Below are 17,117 nucleotides of genomic sequence, written 5' to 3' on the forward strand. Positions count from 1 at the left end.
TTGAGCAAGAACCCTGCTACTTGTGGGGAGGAGAGAAGAACCGCTCGATGTCCGCGATGGTCTGCTCGATGAGCGCTGTGTCCTCCGGATGCTCGACCAGATCGACCAGCAGGTTGGCCAAATTCTTTCGAAGAGTCGGCCGCTGCTGAGCGGCGATCTCGGCCAAGTACTCCACCAGCGCCCGCACTGACGGCTCGGCATCAGCTCCGACGAGCTTGAGCGGCGACCGCTCGGTCTTCGGCCCCTTGCCGGTCTCCAGCCATTCCGGGGAGACGCGTAGCGCCCTGGCTATGGATACGAGTTCCCGCGGCCGTTGCCTGAAGCCCGATTCGATGTTCCTGATCGAGCTTTGGGACACGCCCACTTCTTCTGCCAGTTGCACCTGGCTCCAGCCTGCGCGTCGGTGGACGCAGCAGTGGCGGCAAGGGCAGCCACTACGTGGGCGGCCGGCGCAGGTAGACCAACTGGGCCCGAACGAGGGGCGAGCGGGAGGAGAGGCCTTGGGATGCCTCTCACCTTGAGCCGCTCTGCCACGTCTCGGGGCCGAGTCTGGCGACCATGGATGAGAGCCATGAAAAAGCCCGCACGAGGCGGGCAAGGGTAGCCCTAAGGAGGGAGGAGGAAGAAAACAGCGGGCTACCGGAGTGAATTCTATTGTATTAATTCCGGCCCGGGCCACATCCTTGGTGCCCTCGCCGCATTTTGGTGCGACGCAGGTTTCACTCACTTCTCACACGAATCGAGGCCCTGAATCCGAAACCCGCATGGATAAAGGCCTGGCGGGCGATTCTTCGAGGGTTCAAATCCCCTCAGCTTCACCGTATTCTTCAAGGCGATCCCTGCTGAGACGTTCCCTGCGTTATCAGGCTCCGGGACTCAGTAGCACTGAAACAAAACACCTTGCTCCGCAGGCGCCTTGCCAAGCCAACGCGGCGTCTTGCTTCGCGCGTCGCAATAGTCCGAGGCTTGAACGTAGGTCATGGCACGCAGCACGCCTTCGCGAACTTGCGTCACCTCGTTGGGTGGGGTCGAGCAGCCGGTGAGGACCAGGGCAAGCGGAAGCAGTGTGCGCCAATTCATCGGGGCATTCTAAGTAAGACCACCGGGATCGTTCGAACTCCGCCCGCGGTCGGGATAGAGATACTTGAAGTACTTACCGGACTGGCCGAACAATTGCCGCGCCAGTTGCACCGGATCTTCGCCCTTGTGCTTTTCGTAGAGCACGGGCCCCCAGATGATGAAGCCGTCAATGCTGAGGCTCCTCGGGGAAGGCTCGATGGCCTTCCATGCATGTGCGAACTTCGAGATCCAGGCCAGCGCTTCCTTGAGCGCATGATTGGGCGGGGTGGTTGTTTCCTCGGTAAGAGACATGGCGGCATCCTTTGTTAAAAGACTGTACAAATATACAGTAGACTATGCCCATGAAGACATCGTTTTTTCCACCCATCCGAATTTCTCCTTGACGGGTAAACCGTCCCCCGCTGGTCAACCTGTGCGGGGGCCTTGATGCATGCCAAGCAGATAGGCTTTCAAGCCCAGCCTCACAGCTGGGCTTTTTTTATGCGCGGTTCGCGAGGCCCTGTGCAAGCCCGCTTTTTTTCGCCGGAACGCGGGGCTATAGTCGGCCAGCACTGTCACATTGCAGTCACTGCAGTTTCCAGCTGCCTGCCCAGATCCCGATAAGGACGCCCGTGCCGGATTCCCTGACTTCCGAGTTGACCAGCTATTACGACACGGTGCCCTATGACTCGCACCCGTTCCCACAGTCAGCGATGGAGCATCTGGAAGCCCTGGCATTTCTCTTCGGGCTCGATGCTCCGCCTCCCGCGAAGGCCCGTGTGCTGGAGCTCGGCTGCGCGGCCGGCGGCAACCTGATTCCCTTCGCGGCACGCCACCCCGAGGCGCATGCAATCGGCATCGATCTGTCGCCGGTGCAGGTGGCGCAAGGTACGGCGGCCATCGGGCGCGCCGGGCTGTCGAACATCGAACTCAAGGCCTTCAACCTTGCGGACATCGACGCTTCGTTCGGCCAGTTCGACTACATCGTCTGCCACGGCGTCTACAGCTGGGTGCCGGGTCCGGTGCAGGACGCAATCCTGCGCATCTGCTCCGAAAATCTCGCACCCACCGGCGTGGCCTACGTGAGCTACAACGTGTACCCGGGCTGGAAGGCGCGCGAGATCGTGCGCGACGCGATGATCCTGCGCGGCGGTCCGCGCGACACGCCGGAAGAAAAGCTGTCCTACGCGCGCGGCATGCTCGACTTTCTCGAGCAGTCGGCCCGTGCCGACAGCGTGCTCAAGAAGACGCTCGAAGAGGCGATGCCGATCGTGCGCAACGCCAACAGCTCGTACCTGCTGCACGAGTTTCTCGAGCCCTGCAACGCGCCGTGCTATTTCAAGGAGTTCGTGGCGCGAGCGGATGCCCACGGCCTTGCCTACCTGTGCGACGCGGAGCCGTCCACGATGTTCGTGCAGAACTACGGCGACAAGGTGCGCGATCCGCTGCTGCGCGAATGCGGTGGCAGCCAGATCATGATGGAGCAGTACCTCGATTTCCTGGTCAACCGCACCTTCCGCCAGACCCTTCTGGTCAAGCAGACGCAAGCGGCGCACATCCGCTACAAGCTGGACCCCGCGCGCATCCGCTCGCTCGAATTCGCCGGCATCTTCAGGGCCGACGACGGTGGGGCGCTCACGCTCGATGCTCGCGAGCAGCCGTGCAGCGCCATGCGAGGCCTGAAGGTCACGCTGCGGTTGCCGGTGCACAAGGCGGTGGCGCAGCTGCTCGATACGCGTTATCCGGCATCGATCTCTGCGTCGGCCCTCATCGAGGCCGCCTCCGGGCTCACGGGTCAGCCGCAGGCCGCCATCGAATCTGCCGCGATGGCGATGCTCGAGGAGCTGCTGATCCTCGGCGCCCTGCGCATCCGGCGCACGCCGGTGTTCGCGGCCGACGTGGTCTCCGGTTTGCCGCAAGCGCTGCCCGTGGTGCGAGGCGCTTCGGGTCTTGTGTCGGGCGTCGGCGCCACCGCCAACACCTGTAACCAGTGGCACGAGCCCGTGGTGCTGACGCTGCTCGAACAAAGCCTGCTGCCGCTGCTCGACGGCACGCACTCGCACGACGCGCTGGCCGAGCACCTCGAAGCGGAGGTTCGAAGCGATCGCCTGCGTTTCGTCAAGGACGACAAGCCGCTGACTGACCCGTCGGCAGTCAGGGAATTCGCCCGCCAGCAAGTCTCGCTGGCGCTCGACGGCCTGCGCCGCAAGGCGCTGCTCACGGGCTGACCCGTACGTACATCACCGTTTTTCTTCAACACACTCAAAGAGGAGATACCTGCATGCAACAAATTCACTGGACCCCGAAGCTGCGCGCTGCCGTGGTGGCGGTGCTCGCGCTGGCGGCCGCCGGCGCGTCGAATGCCGCATCGGTGGCGCCCGTCGCGGCCGAGCACGGCATGGTCGTGAGCGCGCAGCACCTGGCGAGCAAGGTCGGCGTCGACGTGCTCAAGCGCGGCGGCAATGCCGTCGACGCGGCTGTGGCCGTGGGCTACGCGCTGGCGGTGGTGTATCCCGCTGCGGGTAACCTCGGCGGCGGCGGTTTCATGACCGTGCAGCTGGCCGACGGTCGCAAGACCTTCCTCGACTTCCGCGAGAAGGCCCCGCTGGCCGCCACGGCCAACATGTACCTCGACAAGGACGGCAACGTCATCAAGGGCCTGAGCACCAATGGCCACCTCGCCGTGGGCGTGCCCGGTTCCGTGTCGGGCATGGAGTACGCGCGCGAGAAGTACGGCACCATGAAGCGCGCCGACCTCATCGCTCCCTCGATCCAGCTGGCCGACAAGGGCTTCGCGCTGGAGCAGGGTGACATCGACATGCTGTGGACCTCCACCGCCGATTTCCAGAAAGACCCGGTCTCCGGCGCGATCTTCCTGAACAAGGGCCAGCCCTTCCAGGTCGGCCAGAAGCTGGTGCAGAAAGACCTGGCGAAGACGCTGAGGGAAATCAGCGCGAAGGGCCCCGACGGCTTCTACAAGGGCTGGGTCGGCAACGCCATCGTGGCGTCGAGCCAGGCCGGCAAGGGCATCATCACCCAGGCCGACCTCGACCAGTACAAGACGCGCGAACTCGCGCCCGTCGAGTGCGACTACCGCGGCTACCGCGTGGTGTCGGCGCCGCCTCCCAGCTCGGGCGGCGTGATCATCTGCGAGATGCTCAACATCCTCGAGGGCTATCCGCTCAAGGACCTGGGCTTCCGCTCGGCCCAGTCGGTGCACTACCAGATCGAAGCCATGCGCCACGCCTACGTGGACCGCAACAGCTACCTGGGCGACCCCGACTTCGTGAAGAACCCGCTCGACCGTCTGCTCGACAAGGGCTACGCCGAGAAGATCCGCGCCGTCATCGATCCGAAGAAGGCCGGCGTCTCCAAGGACATCAAGCCTGGTGTCGCGCCGCATGAAGGCAGCAACACCACCCACTATTCGATCACCGACCAGTGGGGCAATGCTGTCTCCGTGACCTACACGCTGAACGACTGGTTCGGCGCCAAGGTCACGGCCGCCAAGACGGGCGTGCTGCTGAACAACGAGATGGACGACTTCACCTCGAAGATCGGCGTGCCCAACATGTACGGCCTGGTGCAGGGCGAGGCCAACGCCATCGCCCCGGGCAAGCGTCCGCTGAGCTCGATGAGCCCGACCATCGTGTCGAAGGACGGCAAGCCGGTGTTCGTGGTCGGCACGCCCGGCGGCAGCCGCATCATCACGGCGGTGCTGCACACCATCCTGAACGTGGTCGACTACGGCATGAACGTACAGGAAGCGGTGGACGCTCCGCGCTTCCACCAGCAATGGCTGCCCGACGTCACCAACGTCGAGACCTTCGCGCTGAGCCCTGACACGCGCAAGATCCTGACCGACATGGGCCACAACCTGGGTGTGCCGCAGCCGGCCAACCACCTCGCGGCCATCATCGTCGGCGCGCCGTCGCTGGGCGGCAAGCCGGTCGGCAACAACCGCTTCTACGGTGCCAACGATCCGCGCCGCAACACGGGCCTGGCGGCAGGCTACTGATCCTGCGGCAAACTAGAAGGCGGTCGTGCCCTTGTCGGCGCGGCCGCTTTTTTCATTTTTCATGCATCTGCAAGACATCCTCTATACCCAGGGCTTCGGCACGCGGCGCGTGTGCGCGGGCCTCGTCCAGCAAGGCCACGTGACCATCGAGGGCCAGGCGGTGACCGACCCCTTCGCCGATCTCGACCCCGAGGGCCTTCACTACACAGTCCAGGGCACCGCGTGGGCGTACCACGAGAAGGCCTACCTGATGCTGCACAAGCCGGCCGGCGCCGAGTGCTCGCAGAAGCCCTCGACCTATCCGAGCATCTATACGCTGCTGCCGTCGCCGCTGCGCCTGCGGCCCAACAAGGGCGCGGTGCAGGGCGTGCAGGCCATTGGCCGGCTCGACCAGGACACCACCGGCCTGCTGCTGCTGACCGACGACGGCCAGTTCATCCACAAGATGGGCTCCCCCAAGCACCACGTGCCCAAGGTCTACGAGGTAACGGCCAAGCATCCGGTGGACGAGGCGCAGATCGCCAAGCTGCTGGCCGGCGTGGTGCTCGACGACGACCCGAAGCCCGTGCGCGCCGCCGCCTGCGAGTCCGACAGCCCTTTGCACCTGCGGCTCACGCTCACCGAGGGCAAGTACCACCAGGTCAAGCGCATGCTGGCCGCGGTCGGCAACCGGGTTGAGGGGCTGCACCGCTCGCGCATCGGCGACCTGGCGCTGCCCGACGACCTTGCGCCGGGGCAGTGGCGCTGGCTGACCGCCGACCAGGTTGCCGCCCTGCGCGCGCCGGCCAAACCGGCCAAACCGCCGAAATAAGCGGAACAAAGCGCCCCCTGACGGTCAGCCAGTCCTAAGGCTCGACCGTTAATCTCGCCAAGCTCTCTCCCGGAACCTTCCCTTGCGACTCCCTGCTCGACCGAACGGCCGCATCGCGGCTTTCCTGTTTTCCTGTCTGACGGCCATGGCGGCATTCCCCGCCGCCGCCGCCGCGCCGGCCGAACTTCCCCCGATCTTCGTGCTCAACTCGCTGGACGCCAGCGTGAGCGTGATCAATCCCGTCGACTGGACGGAAAAACAGCGCATTGCCACCGGCAAGGAGCCGCACCACATCTACATGACGCCGGACGAAAAGTCGGTCATCGTGGCCAATTCGGCGGGCGATTCGCTGACTTTCCTGAACCCCCGCACGGCGGAAGTGCAGCGCGTGGTCTACGGCATCATCGATCCGTACCAGCTGCAGTTCTCGCGCGACATGAAGTGGTTTGTCACGGCCGGCAACCGCCTGAACCACGTCGACATCTACCGCTGGGACGGCAAAGACCTGAAGCTGGCCAAGCGCATCGCCAGCGGCAAGACGCCCAGCCACATCTGGATCGACAACACCAGCACCATCGCCTACGTGACGATGCAGGACAGCGACGAGATGATCGCCGTCGACCTGCCCACGCAAACAGTCAAGTGGCGCGTTGCCACGGGCACCATGCCTGCCGACATCTTCGGCGTGCACAACGACAAGACCCTGCTGGTGGGCCTGACCGGCAGCGACGGCGTGCAGGTGTTCGACGTGGCCGGCGCCGAGCCCAAGCTGGTCGGCAAGATCCCCACCGGCAAGGGCGCCCACGCCTTCCGTTCGGCCGGCGACGGCAAGAGCGTGTTCGTGAGCAACCGCGTGGCCAACACCATCAGCCGCATCGACCTGGCGACGCTGAAGGTCATCGCGACCTATCCCGTGCCCGGCGGTCCCGACTGCATGGACCTGTCGGCCGACGGCAAGACCCTGTACGTGACCTCGCGCTGGATCAAGAAGCTCAGCGTGGTCGACCTGGCCAGCAACAAGGTCGTGCGGCAGGTGAATGTCGGCCGTTCGCCGCATGGCGTCTGGACGCTCGATCATGCCAAGCGCATCTAGCCGCATCGGCGCGGCCCTCGCGCTGTCGCTGGCCGGAGTCGTGGCTCCCGTCGCCTGGGGGGCGACACCGGGCGCCACCTGCGAAAAGCCTGTCTACCTGACCTTCGACACCGGCCACATGGGCATCGCCCCGCTGGTGGCCGACGTGCTCAAGCGGCAGGACGTGCGCGTCACCTTCTTCGCCGCCGCCGAGCGCACCCAGACCGACGGCGACAGCCTCGACGACCACTGGGCGTCCTGGTGGAAGGCGAGGGCGGCCGAAGGCAACGAGTTCGGATCGCACACCTACGACCACGCGTACTGGCGCGCCGACGTCAAGGGCACGCCGCCGAGCTTCCGCATCAAGCCCTCGGCCGGCCCGCAGGACGGCAAGGAATCGACCTGGAGCGCGGCCGAGTACTGCGCCAACATCCGCAAGTCGTCCGACCGGCTGGCCGCCATCACCGGCAAGAAGCCGCTCCCGCTGTACCGCGCGCCGGGCGGCAAGACCTCGCCCGCGCTGCTGGCCGCCGCCGAAGGCTGTGGCTACAAGTACGTCGGCTGGGCGCCCGCCGGCTTCCTCGGCGACGAGCTGCCGAGCGAGAAATTCAGCAACGCCAAGCTGCTGACGCAGGCGCTCGACACCATTCGCCCCGGCGACATCCTGCTCGCGCACCTGGGTATCTGGTCGCGCAAGGACCCATGGGCTCCGGCCAACCTCGAGCCGCTGATCGTCGGGCTCAAGGCCAAGGGCTTCTGCTTCCAGACACTGCGCCAGCACCCGGACTTCCGCGCCTGGATTGCATCTCACCCCTGAACGAGTTTTCGCCGTGATCGATTGGCTGACAGACGCTTTTTCCGCCATGCAGGGCTGGTTCTTCGAGGCCGCCGTGCAGCCGCTGGTCTACGCCGTCGGCCTCGGCGGCTGGACCGAGGATGCCTTCGATGCGACCGGCTGGCTGCTGGTCGGCGTCATCCAGATCCTGGTGCTGCTGGCGATCATCGGGCCGCTGCAGCGCTGGCGATCGGTGGAGCCGGTGGTCGACCGCCACGCGATCCGCATCGACATGCTCTACACGCTGATTCACCGGCTCGGCCTGTTCCGGCTGGCGATCTTCTTCACGCTGCAGCCCTTCTTCGACGATGCGATGGGCAGCCTGCGCACGGCGGGGTGGGGCACCTTCCACCTCGACGAAGTGTGGCCCGGCGTGACCGACGTGCCGGTGGTCGCCTTCGCCATCTATCTCGTGGTGCTCGACTTCGTCGGTTACTGGATCCACCGCGGCCAGCACCAGTTCAACTGGTGGTGGGGCCTGCACTCGCTGCACCACTCGCAGCGCCAGATGACGATGTGGAGCGACGACCGCAACCACCTGCTCGACGACATCGTCCACGACACGCTGATCGTCATCGTGGCGCAGCTGATCGGCGTCGCGCCGGGGCAGTTCATTGCCTTTGTCGCCTTCACGCAGCTCAGCGAAAGCCTGCAGCACGCCAACCTGCGGCTGAGCTTCGGCGCCATCGGCGAGCGGCTGTGGATCAGCCCGCGTTTCCACCGGCTGCACCACAGCATCGGGCTGGGGCACGAATCGAACGGCAGGAGCACGCTCGGCGGCCACAACTTCGGCGTGCTGCTGCCTTGGTGGGACATGCTGTTTCGCACCGCCAACTTCGAGAACCGCTACGACCCGACCGGCATCCGCGACCAGGTCGAACCCAGCGCCGACGGCCGCGTGCGCGAATACGGGCGCGGTTTCTGGGCCCAGCAGTGGCTCGGCCTGAAGCGAATGGTCGGTCGCGGTTGAGGGGCTCCGGCCCCTGAACGGCTCGTCCGAGGCGTTATCCTCGCTGCTCAATGCGCCTGCTCCTCGACTCCTTCTGGCGCGCGGTCGCCTATTGCATGCTGCCGCGCGTGATCGTGCTGTCGCTGCTTCCTTTGGGGTTGATGGTGGTGCTGGCCGCGGGGCTCGGTTATTTCTACTGGGACTCCGCCGTGACCTGGACACGCGGCGCGCTCGATGCCTGGCCGCTGCTGTCGAGCTTCTGGGCCTGGATCGGCCGTCTTTTTTCGGGTGACGTCACTTTCGCGCTGGCGTCCCTGGTCGTGGTGTTCGCCGCCACGCCGCTGATCGTGGTGGTCTGCCTGCTGATCGTGGCCGGCTTCATGGCGCCTGCGCTGACCAAGCTCGTGGGCGAGCGGCGCTTTCCCTCGCTCGAGCAGAAAAAGGGCGCTTCGTTCTTCGGCAGCGTCGCGCGTTCGCTCGGCGTCACCATCCTGGCGCTGATCGCCCTCGTGGTGTCGATGCCGCTGTGGCTCATTCCGCCGCTGGTGCTGATCCTGCCGCCGCTGATCTGGGGCTGGCTCACCTACCGCGTGATGAGCTTCGATGCGCTGGCCGAGCACGCCAGCCCCGAGGAGCGCGCCGCGCTGCTGCGCGCGCACCGGCTGCCGCTGCTGTGCATCGGCGTGCTGTGCGGCTACCTGGGCGCGGCGCCCAGCATCGTCTGGGCATCGGGCCTGCTGTTCGCCGCCGCCTTCTTCGTGCTGGTGCCGATCGCCATCTGGATCTACACACTGGTCTTCGCCTTCTCGGCGCTCTGGTTCGCTCACTACTGCCTCGACGCGCTCGCGCGGCTGCGTGCCCAGCGCGCGGTGGCCGAGGCATCGGCCACCAATGGCACAACACCGGCCCTCGAAGCCGAAGAGGCCAGCAAGGCCGCTCTTTCCCAATGGGGTTCACCATGACACGCGCATTCGGTCTCATCGTCGTCGGCGACGAGATCCTTTCCGGCAAGCGGGCCGACAAGCACATGGCCAAGGTCATCGAGCTGCTCGCCGCGCGCGGCCTGCAACTGAGCTGGGCCGAATACGTGGGCGACGAGCCCGCGCGCATCACGGCCGCGCTGGCGCGCGCCTTCGCCTCGGGCGACATCGTCTTCTCGACCGGTGGCATCGGCGCCACGCCCGACGACCACACCCGCCAGTGCGCCGCCAAGGCGCTGGGCGTGCCGCTGGCGCTGCACCCCGAGGCCGAACTGCTGATCCGCGAGCGCATGCAGGACACCGCGCGTGAGCAGGGCGTGCCCTACGAGCCCAACCGCTCCGACAACGTGCACCGGCTCAACATGGGCGTGTTTCCGCAGGGCGCCGCGCTCATCTACAACCCGTATAACAAGATCCCTGGCTTCAGCGTCGGCGACGTGCACTTCGTGCCGGGCTTTCCCGTCATGGCCTGGCCGATGATCGAGTCCGTGCTCGACGGCCGTTACGCCGAACTGTTTACCCGCAATGCCGTCGCCGAGAAGTCGGTGATCGTTTTCGGTGCCATGGAAGCCACGCTGACGCCGCTCATGCAGGCCATCGAGGCCACCCACGCCGGCATCAAGGTGTTCAGCCTGCCGAGCGTCGATCACCCCGAATACGGCCGCCACATCGAGCTGGGCGTCAAGGGTGACCCCGGCCGGCTCGATGCCGCCTATGTCCAGCTGATCGAAGGGTTGCACACCTTTGATGCCAAGCTTGGTCCAGAATTGGTGCGTTAATGCTGAGAGCACCATTTTGGTGAAATTCCGCCTTCATTTGGGGTTTGCGGCGGCCACTAAAGCCTCATCGAGTGAGGTGACAATGGCACAGAAACTGCATCCCTCGTCCCTGTATTCCTAACCACCATCCAACTCAGGAGAAACTGATGGCAAAGACCGTCGCCGATGTACTCAAGCTCGTCAAGGAAAACGAGGTCAAGTTCGTCGACTTCCGCTTCACCGACACCCGTGGCAAAGAGCAGCACGTGACCGTGCCGGTCTCGGCTTTCGATGAAGACAAATTCACCTCGGGCCACGCATTCGACGGCTCGTCCATCGCTGGCTGGAAGGGGATCGAAGCTTCGGACATGCAGTCATGCCCGACCCGAACACCGCCAACATCGACCCCTTCTTCGAAGAAACGACGCTGATCCTGACCTGCGACGTGATCGACCCCGCCGACGGCAAGGCCTACGAGCGCGATCCGCGTTCGCTCGCCAAGCGCGCCGAGGCATACATGAAGGCTTCGGGCCTGGGTGACACCGCCTTCTTCGGTCCGGAACCCGAATTCTTCGTGTTCGACGGCGTCCGCTGGAAGAACGACATGTCGGGCTGCTTCGTGAAGATCGACTCCGAAGAAGCCTCGTGGAACACCGACAAGGAATACGAGCACGGCAACACCGGCCATCGTCCGGCAGTCAAGGGCGGCTATTTCCCGGTTCCCCCGGTCGACAGTTTCCAGGACATGCGCTCGGAAATGTGCCTGGTGCTCGAATCGCTCGGCATCCCGGTCGAAGTGCATCACCATGAAGTGGCCAACGCCGGCCAGATGGAACTCGGCACCAAGTTCAGCACGCTGGTCCAGCGCGCCGACTGGGTCCAACTGCAGAAGTACGTGATTCACAACGTGGCCCACGCCTACGGCAAGACCGCCACCTTCATGCCCAAGCCCATCGTCGGCGACAACGGCTCCGGCATGCACGTGCACCAGTCGGTCTGGAAGGACGGCAAGAACCTGTTCGCCGGCGACGGCTATGCAGGTCTCTCGGACTTCGCCCTGCACTACATCGGCGGCATCATCAAGCACGCCCGTGCCCTGAACGCCATCACGAACCCCGGCACCAACAGCTACAAGCGCCTGGTGCCCGGCTTCGAAGCCCCGGTGAAGCTGGCCTACTCGGCCAAGAACCGCTCGGCCTCGATCCGCATCCCGTTCGTGGCCAACCCGAAGGGCCGCCGCGTCGAAGCGCGCTTCCCCGATCCGCTGATGAACCCGTACCTCGGCTTCGCTGCGCTGCTGATGGCCGGTCTCGACGGCGTGGAAAACAAGATCCATCCGGGCGAAGCCGCCAGCAAGGACCTGTACCACCTGCCGCCGGAAGAAGACGCGCTGATCCCGACCGTCTGCCACAGCCTCGACCAAGCCCTGGAATACCTGGACAAGGACCGCGCGTTCCTGACCAAGGGCGGCGTGTTCACCGATGCGTACATCGATGCGTACATCGATCTGAAGATGCAGGAAGTCACGCGCTTCCGCATGGCGACCCATCCGGTCGAGTTCGACATGTACTACTCGCTGTAATCGCGCGAAGTACAACCTCACCAATCCGTTGGCGGGGATGTAATGAAAAAGGACGGCCGTGGCCGTCCTTTTTCAATGGAGTGGAACATCTTGTCACTGGTGGCATCGAATTGCACGAAAATGCACCTTTGTCGCCGCCCTCCACCGATACACATGAAGACTGCTTCTCTCATTTTCCTGGCCGGTTCATTGATCGCGCTGCCGGCGCTCGCGCAGGAACGCGTCTGGCGTTGCGGCAACGAGTACACCAACAACGCCACCATCGCCCAGCAGAAGGGCTGCAAGGTCATGGAAGGCGGCAACGTCACGGTCGTGCAAGGCACCAAGTCTTCGGGCGGTGGCTCTGCGTCGTCCGGTGGCTCTTCCGCGGCGCGTGCGCCGGCGGGCAGCCCGCGTGTCGAAGGCGTCGACCAGCGTGCCCGTGACGGCGAGGCTCGTTCGGTGCTCGAGTCTGAGCTCAAGAAGGCCGAGGCGCGCCAGGCCGAGCTGCAGAAGGAATACAACAACGGCGAGCCCGAGAAGCAGGGCAGCGAAGGCCGCAATTACCAGAAGTACCTGGATCGCGTCGCCGAAATGAAGGCTGAGCTGGCGCGCAACGAGAGCGACATCGCCGGCATCCGCCGCGAAATCGGCCGCCTGCCGAACAAGCAGCAGCCGCAGTAGTCATGGTGTTCGGGAAGAAGGCGACCGGCGCCAATCCGCGCTTCCAGTCCTTCGACCTGCTGTCCACGCTGATCGCGGTGGTCAACAGCAACGGCTCCGTGCTGTTCGCCAACGCAGGCCTCGAAGACGCACTGGGCACCTCGCGCCGCACGCTCGAAGGCTCGCAGTTCGGCGCGTGTTTTCATGAGCCGCAGGTGCTGCGTACGGCCATCGACGGTGCGAGCAGCAACGACTTTGCAACGCTGCGCTATGAGGCCTTCCTGCGCCGCGTCAACCACGAGCTGATGCCCGTGCAGGTCACGCTTGCGCAGGGCGACAAGAAGGGCGAGCTCATCATCGAGATGTCGCCGCTCGAGCAGCAGGTGCGGCAAGACCGCGAAGAGCGCCTCATCGACCAGGCGCAGGCCAACAAGGAACTCATCCGCAACCTCGCGCACGAGATCAAGAACCCGCTCGGCGGCATCCGCGGCGCGGCGCAGCTGCTGCAGATGGAGGTCGAATCGCGCGACCTCATCGAATACACCCAGGTCATCATCCACGAGGCCGACCGGCTGCAGACGCTGGTCGACCGGCTGTTGGCGCCGCACCGCCGTCCGCACGTGGTGGGTGACGTCAACATCCACGAGGTGTGCGAACGCGTGCGCTCGGTCATCCTCGCGGAGTTTCCGCGCGACCTGCACATCGAGCGCGATTTCGACGTGTCCATTCCCGAGTTCCGCGGCGACCGCGAGCAGCTCATCCAGGCCACGCTCAACATCACGCACAACGCGGCGCAGGCGCTGACCGAGCGCCGCGCGGCAGGCGACGCGCAGATCACTTTCAAGACGCGCATAGCCCGTCAGGTGATCTTCAACAAGCAGTGGTATCGACTGGCACTGGAATTGCATGTAATCGACAATGGACCGGGTGTGCCGGACACGATCAAGGACCGCATCTTCTATCCGCTGGTATCGGGCAGGGAAGGCGGGACAGGGCTGGGATTGACGCTCGCGCAAACTTTTGTGCAACAGCATCACGGCGTGATCGAGTGCGACAGCGTCCCGGGCCGAACCGATTTCAAGATATTGATACCGCTGCCCTAGCGCAGCCACCGGCAACAGAGGAGATGCATGAAGCCGATCTGGATAGTTGATGACGACCAATCGATTCGCTTCGTGCTCGAGAAGGCTCTATTGCGCGAAGACCTGCCCACGCGCAGTTTCACGAACACGCGCGAGGTGCTGGCAGCACTCGAACAGGCCGCCGACGACGATCAGCAAGGTCCCCAGGTTCTGGTGAGCGACATCCGCATGCCCGGCGGTTCCGGGCTCGACCTGCTCGACAAGATCAAGGCCAAGCACCCCGGCCTGCCCGTCATCATCATGACGGCCTTCTCCGACCTCGACAGCGCCGTTTCGGCCTTCCAGGGCGGCGCCTTCGAATACCTGCCCAAGCCCTTCGACCTGCCGCGTGCGGTCGAACTCATCCGCCGTGCCGTCGATGAAAGCCAGCGCGAGGAAGTCGCCGAAGAACGCATGGTCGCGGCGCCCGAAATGCTCGGCCAGGCTCCTGCGATGCAGGACGTGTTCCGCGCCATCGGCCGGCTTTCGCAAAGCAACGTCACGGTGCTCATCACCGGCGAATCGGGCTCGGGCAAGGAACTGGTGGCGCGTGCGCTGCACAAGCACTCGCCGCGCGCCAACGGCCCCTTCGTTGCGATCAACACTGCGGCCATTCCCAAGGACCTGCTGGAGAGCGAACTCTTCGGCCACGAGCGCGGCGCCTTCACCGGTGCGCAAACCATGCGCCGCGGCCGCTTCGAGCAGGCCGAGGGCGGCACGCTCTTCCTCGACGAAATCGGCGACATGCCCTTCGACCTGCAGACGCGCCTGCTGCGCGTGCTGAGCGACGGCCATTTCTACCGCGTGGGCGGCCACAACTCGGTCAAGGCCAACGTGCGCGTCATCGCAGCCACCCACCAGGACCTGGAGCAGCGCGTCAAGCTCGGCGGCTTCCGCGAAGACTTGTTCCACCGCCTCAACGTGATTCGCCTGCGCCTGCCGGCACTGCGCGAACGCGGTGAAGACGTGCCCGCGCTCACGCGCCACTTCCTGCAGGTGAGCGCGCGTCAGCTGGGCGTCGAGCCCAAGCGCATTTCCGATGCGGCGCTGGCCAAGCTCGCGGCCTTCGGCTTCCCGGGCAACGTGCGCCAGCTCGAGAACATCTGCCACTGGCTGACCGTGATGGCGCCGGCCCAGCTGATCGAAGCGAAGGACCTGCCGCCCGAGGTGATGGCCGTCGGTGCCGGCGCTGAGACTCTCCACGTGCCCGAAGCCGCGACCGTCGCGCCGACCGCAGCGGCCCAGCCCGTGGCGTCGCTGCCAGTTGCAGGCAGCGAATCGGCGCCCGCGCACGCCGTCTCCGAGCCCGCTGAAGCCCATGCGGGCGTGAGTAGTTGGGAAAGCGGCCTGGAGCACGAAGCCCAGGCCTTGCTCGCGGCCGGCCGCACCGATGTGTGGGACGTGCTCTCGCGCCGCTTCGAGTCGAGGCTGATCCTTACAGCCCTGGCCAACACGCGCGGCCGCCGTATCGAGGCCGCGCAGAAACTGGGCATCGGGCGCAACACCATCACCCGGAAGATCCAGGAACTCGGCATCGAATGAAAAGGCCCCTTGGGGCCTTTTTTATTACCGGCCGGACTTATCCAGCTGGCCGTACCAGTGCAGAAGATCGCCCATCCCTCGTTCAAGTGATGCGCTGCTTCACCAATTGACTCACATTCCGGCCTGAGACCAAGGGGCATCCGGGCCCGCGCGCCGCGGGTACCGTCCACTCAAGCAAGGAACGTAGCCATGTCTTTCAAGATTCTCTGCTGCGACGGCGGCGGCATCCGCGGCGTCATCACGGCGATGCTGATCCAGGACCTGGACAAGAGTTTCGGCATCGTCGCAAGTGCGAATGGTTTCGCCGGCACGTCCACCGGCGGCCTGATCTCGCTGGGCCTGGTGAACAACGTGAGCATCGACAAGATCGTCAGCGTCTACCAGAACGATGGCTCCACCATCTTCAAGCCCAACGGCTGGCTGCTGGACGCGCAAGCCAAGCAGCAGGACCGGGCACCGGCGCAGTCGACAGAAGACCTGCTGGGCAGCGGTCCGGGCATCTTCAAGTGCCAGTACGTCAACACCGGCTTGCAATCAGTCGCCCAGCAGCTGGTGGGTAGCGGCGGTGCGCTGTCCTCGGCGAGCCGCTTCGTGGCCGTCAACTCCGCGCGGCTGTGGGATGCGAACCAGAACAGCTGGGCGCCGTGCACCATCTCCAACGGCCAGAGCAACGCCTACCGCGGCATCAGCATGGTGGACGCCGCGCTGGCCACCTCGGCCGCGCCAACGTACTTCCCGCCGTACCAGATGGGCGACTTCGGCTACTTCGCCGACGGCGGCACCTTCGCCAACAACCCCTCGATGACGGCGATCGTGGAAGCGATCTACCAGGGCTGCGCCACCGCCCCGTCGGACATCGTGATGCTGTCGCTGGGCACCGGCGTCAATCCGGTGGGTGTGCCGCCCAGTTCCGTGTCCAACCCGCTGGACTGGGGCGTCACGCATTGGCTGTGGCCGTTCAGCGACGGCGTGGTGCCGGCTACTGCGCTGCTCAACCTCACCATGGATGCCACCGCGGAGCTGGCGGCGACCCAGGCCGGCCAGCTGCTCGGCAGCAACTACATGCGCGGCAACGTGCCGCTGGCCCAGCCGTTCGGCCTGGACGACTACAAGAACGTGGGCGAGCTGGTGAGCGCGACGCAGAAATACATCGAGAGCTCGCCCGAGTGGGCGGCGGTGCGCAGCTGGGTCCAGCAGAACTGGACTTGAGCGAGGCGAGCGACGCCGGCGGCGTGACTATCGGCTTCGCTGGCCCAGGGTCAGCGAATCGATCTGGAAATTTCCGCTCTTGTCCCAGAGCCAGGTATCCACGTACGTATGGGCGCCGAGCTTGCCGGGGTTCGGCAAAGGCGATGTTGCCTTGATCAGCTCCGCAATCATCGGCGGCACTTCGGGCGCGTGGCTCGGCGTGCGGCTGAAATCGACCCTGATCACCTTGCCCGTGGCGTCGATGTCGGTTTCGACCACCACCACCGCATACACCAGCGGCGGAATCTTGCCCTTGTAGATGCGGCTCGCGTACTTGTTGTAGATGTGGCGCGCGCCGATCTTGCGGTAGGTCCGCACGGCCGGCGTCTGCGCGGTTATCAGCCGCACCGTCGGCACGTCGCGTCCGGACGCGGTCTCGTCCGCAGGCGAGGTTGCAGCGCTCTTGCCGCCTTCTTCCGCCTTGTCGCCGGGTTTCAGCAGCGAGCAGGCCGTGAGCGTCAGCGCGATGGCCGCGATTGCGAGGTTGCGTATGGTCATGG

16 protein-coding genes and 1 pseudogene are annotated in these 17,117 nt (G+C 65.2%); 13 read left to right on the forward strand and 4 right to left on the reverse strand.

Features of this window, described 5'->3' with window-relative positions; genetic code table 11:
* Positions 1 to 16 precede the first annotated feature (16 nt).
* The 3 genes from ACTG4X_RS11005 to ACTG4X_RS11015 all read right to left on the reverse strand — a co-directional run bounded on the left by ACTG4X_RS11005 (position 17) and on the right by ACTG4X_RS11015 (position 1,371).
* The gene (locus ACTG4X_RS11005; RefSeq protein WP_218137566.1) at positions 17 to 382 is read right to left on the reverse strand and encodes a helix-turn-helix domain-containing protein; all 366 of its coding nucleotides are present in this window, start codon (positions 380 to 382) and stop codon (positions 17 to 19) included.
* A gap of 494 nt (positions 383 to 876) precedes the next feature.
* On the reverse strand, positions 877 to 1,080 hold the full coding sequence (locus tag ACTG4X_RS11010; RefSeq protein WP_093050163.1) for a hypothetical protein: 204 nt from the start codon (positions 1,078 to 1,080) through the stop codon (positions 877 to 879).
* A 9-nt stretch (positions 1,081 to 1,089) separates the two neighbouring features.
* Positions 1,090 to 1,371, reverse strand: a complete 282-nt coding sequence (locus tag ACTG4X_RS11015; RefSeq protein WP_097199680.1) for a hypothetical protein — start codon at positions 1,369 to 1,371, stop codon at positions 1,090 to 1,092.
* A 320-nt stretch (positions 1,372 to 1,691) separates the two neighbouring features.
* Here ACTG4X_RS11015 and ACTG4X_RS11020 point away from each other — a divergent pair, with 320 nt between their 5' ends.
* From ACTG4X_RS11020 to ACTG4X_RS11080, 13 genes and pseudogenes are all read left to right on the forward strand, one after another.
* Positions 1,692 to 3,287 carry a methyltransferase regulatory domain-containing protein gene (locus tag ACTG4X_RS11020; RefSeq protein WP_440533798.1) on the forward strand — a complete coding sequence of 532 codons (1,596 nt, stop codon included), beginning with the start codon at positions 1,692 to 1,694 and terminating at the stop codon, positions 3,285 to 3,287.
* 53 nt (positions 3,288 to 3,340) lie between these two features.
* Positions 3,341 to 5,077, forward strand: a complete 1,737-nt coding sequence (ggt, locus tag ACTG4X_RS11025) for a gamma-glutamyltransferase (RefSeq protein ID WP_093050172.1) — start codon at positions 3,341 to 3,343, stop codon at positions 5,075 to 5,077.
* A 61-nt stretch (positions 5,078 to 5,138) separates the two neighbouring features.
* Positions 5,139 to 5,888, forward strand: a complete 750-nt coding sequence (locus ACTG4X_RS11030) for a pseudouridine synthase (RefSeq protein WP_440533799.1) — start codon at positions 5,139 to 5,141, stop codon at positions 5,886 to 5,888.
* 82 nt (positions 5,889 to 5,970) lie between these two features.
* The gene (locus ACTG4X_RS11035; protein ID WP_093082778.1) at positions 5,971 to 6,981 is read left to right on the forward strand and encodes a YncE family protein; all 1,011 of its coding nucleotides are present in this window, start codon (positions 5,971 to 5,973) and stop codon (positions 6,979 to 6,981) included.
* On the forward strand, positions 6,965 to 7,777 hold the full coding sequence (locus tag ACTG4X_RS11040; RefSeq protein ID WP_440533800.1) for a polysaccharide deacetylase family protein: 813 nt from the start codon (positions 6,965 to 6,967) through the stop codon (positions 7,775 to 7,777). Before ACTG4X_RS11035 ends, ACTG4X_RS11040 begins: the two co-directional genes overlap by 17 nt.
* Before the next feature lie 13 nt (positions 7,778 to 7,790).
* Complete coding sequence (locus tag ACTG4X_RS11045) at positions 7,791 to 8,765, forward strand: sterol desaturase family protein (RefSeq protein ID WP_093050184.1); 975 nt, start codon at positions 7,791 to 7,793, stop codon at positions 8,763 to 8,765.
* 50 nt (positions 8,766 to 8,815) lie between these two features.
* Entirely contained in the window at positions 8,816 to 9,706 is an 891-nt protein-coding gene (locus tag ACTG4X_RS11050; protein WP_440533801.1) for an EI24 domain-containing protein, read from the forward strand.
* The gene (locus ACTG4X_RS11055) at positions 9,703 to 10,503 is read left to right on the forward strand and encodes a competence/damage-inducible protein A (RefSeq protein WP_440533802.1); all 801 of its coding nucleotides are present in this window, start codon (positions 9,703 to 9,705) and stop codon (positions 10,501 to 10,503) included. The genes ACTG4X_RS11050 and ACTG4X_RS11055 overlap by 4 nt, the downstream gene beginning before the upstream one ends.
* Positions 10,504 to 10,649: 146 nt before the next feature.
* A pseudogene (gene glnA / locus ACTG4X_RS11060) lies at positions 10,650 to 12,064 on the forward strand (type I glutamate--ammonia ligase).
* 153 nt (positions 12,065 to 12,217) lie between these two features.
* A complete protein-coding gene (locus ACTG4X_RS11065; protein WP_093050195.1) occupies positions 12,218 to 12,727 on the forward strand; it encodes a hypothetical protein in 510 nt (169 codons plus the stop codon).
* 2 nt (positions 12,728 to 12,729) lie between these two features.
* Entirely contained in the window at positions 12,730 to 13,809 is a 1,080-nt protein-coding gene (gene glnL / locus ACTG4X_RS11070; RefSeq protein WP_093050198.1) for a nitrogen regulation protein NR(II), read from the forward strand.
* 27 nt (positions 13,810 to 13,836) lie between these two features.
* Positions 13,837 to 15,369 (forward strand): nitrogen regulation protein NR(I), encoded by a 1,533-nt coding sequence (ntrC, locus tag ACTG4X_RS11075; protein WP_093050201.1) that lies wholly within the window; start codon positions 13,837 to 13,839, stop codon positions 15,367 to 15,369.
* A gap of 189 nt (positions 15,370 to 15,558) precedes the next feature.
* Positions 15,559 to 16,578 (forward strand): patatin-like phospholipase family protein, encoded by a 1,020-nt coding sequence (locus tag ACTG4X_RS11080; RefSeq protein ID WP_440533803.1) that lies wholly within the window; start codon positions 15,559 to 15,561, stop codon positions 16,576 to 16,578.
* A 27-nt stretch (positions 16,579 to 16,605) separates the two neighbouring features.
* Here the strand turns inward: ACTG4X_RS11080 and ACTG4X_RS11085 are convergent, their stop codons facing one another.
* Positions 16,606 to 17,115 (reverse strand): hypothetical protein, encoded by a 510-nt coding sequence (locus ACTG4X_RS11085; protein ID WP_440533804.1) that lies wholly within the window; start codon positions 17,113 to 17,115, stop codon positions 16,606 to 16,608.
* Positions 17,116 to 17,117 lie beyond the last annotated feature (2 nt).

The organism is Variovorax sp. YR566 (assembly GCF_051992195.1).
In the GTDB taxonomy this organism is placed as follows: Bacteria; Pseudomonadota; Gammaproteobacteria; order Burkholderiales; family Burkholderiaceae_C; genus Variovorax.

What these genes read in the sequence shown, in the direction of transcription:
- ACTG4X_RS11040 (WP_440533800.1), top strand. Translation starts at nt 6,965, where the DNA reads ATGCCAAGCGCATCTAGCCGCATCGGCGCGGCCCTCGCGCTGTCGCTG.
- glnL (WP_093050198.1), top strand. Translation starts at nt 12,730, where the DNA reads ATGGTGTTCGGGAAGAAGGCGACCGGCGCCAATCCGCGCTTCCAGTCC.
- ACTG4X_RS11085 (WP_440533804.1), bottom strand. Translation starts at nt 17,115, where the DNA reads ATGACCATACGCAACCTCGCAATCGCGGCCATCGCGCTGACGCTCACG.
- ACTG4X_RS11050 (WP_440533801.1), top strand. Translation starts at nt 8,816, where the DNA reads ATGCGCCTGCTCCTCGACTCCTTCTGGCGCGCGGTCGCCTATTGCATG.
- ACTG4X_RS11030 (WP_440533799.1), top strand. Translation starts at nt 5,139, where the DNA reads ATGCATCTGCAAGACATCCTCTATACCCAGGGCTTCGGCACGCGGCGC.
- ACTG4X_RS11055 (WP_440533802.1), top strand. Translation starts at nt 9,703, where the DNA reads ATGACACGCGCATTCGGTCTCATCGTCGTCGGCGACGAGATCCTTTCC.
- ACTG4X_RS11065 (WP_093050195.1), top strand. Translation starts at nt 12,218, where the DNA reads ATGAAGACTGCTTCTCTCATTTTCCTGGCCGGTTCATTGATCGCGCTG.
- ntrC (WP_093050201.1), top strand. Translation starts at nt 13,837, where the DNA reads ATGAAGCCGATCTGGATAGTTGATGACGACCAATCGATTCGCTTCGTG.
- ACTG4X_RS11010 (WP_093050163.1), bottom strand. Translation starts at nt 1,080, where the DNA reads ATGAATTGGCGCACACTGCTTCCGCTTGCCCTGGTCCTCACCGGCTGC.
- ACTG4X_RS11080 (WP_440533803.1), top strand. Translation starts at nt 15,559, where the DNA reads ATGTCTTTCAAGATTCTCTGCTGCGACGGCGGCGGCATCCGCGGCGTC.
- ggt (WP_093050172.1), top strand. Translation starts at nt 3,341, where the DNA reads ATGCAACAAATTCACTGGACCCCGAAGCTGCGCGCTGCCGTGGTGGCG.
- ACTG4X_RS11015 (WP_097199680.1), bottom strand. Translation starts at nt 1,371, where the DNA reads ATGTCTCTTACCGAGGAAACAACCACCCCGCCCAATCATGCGCTCAAG.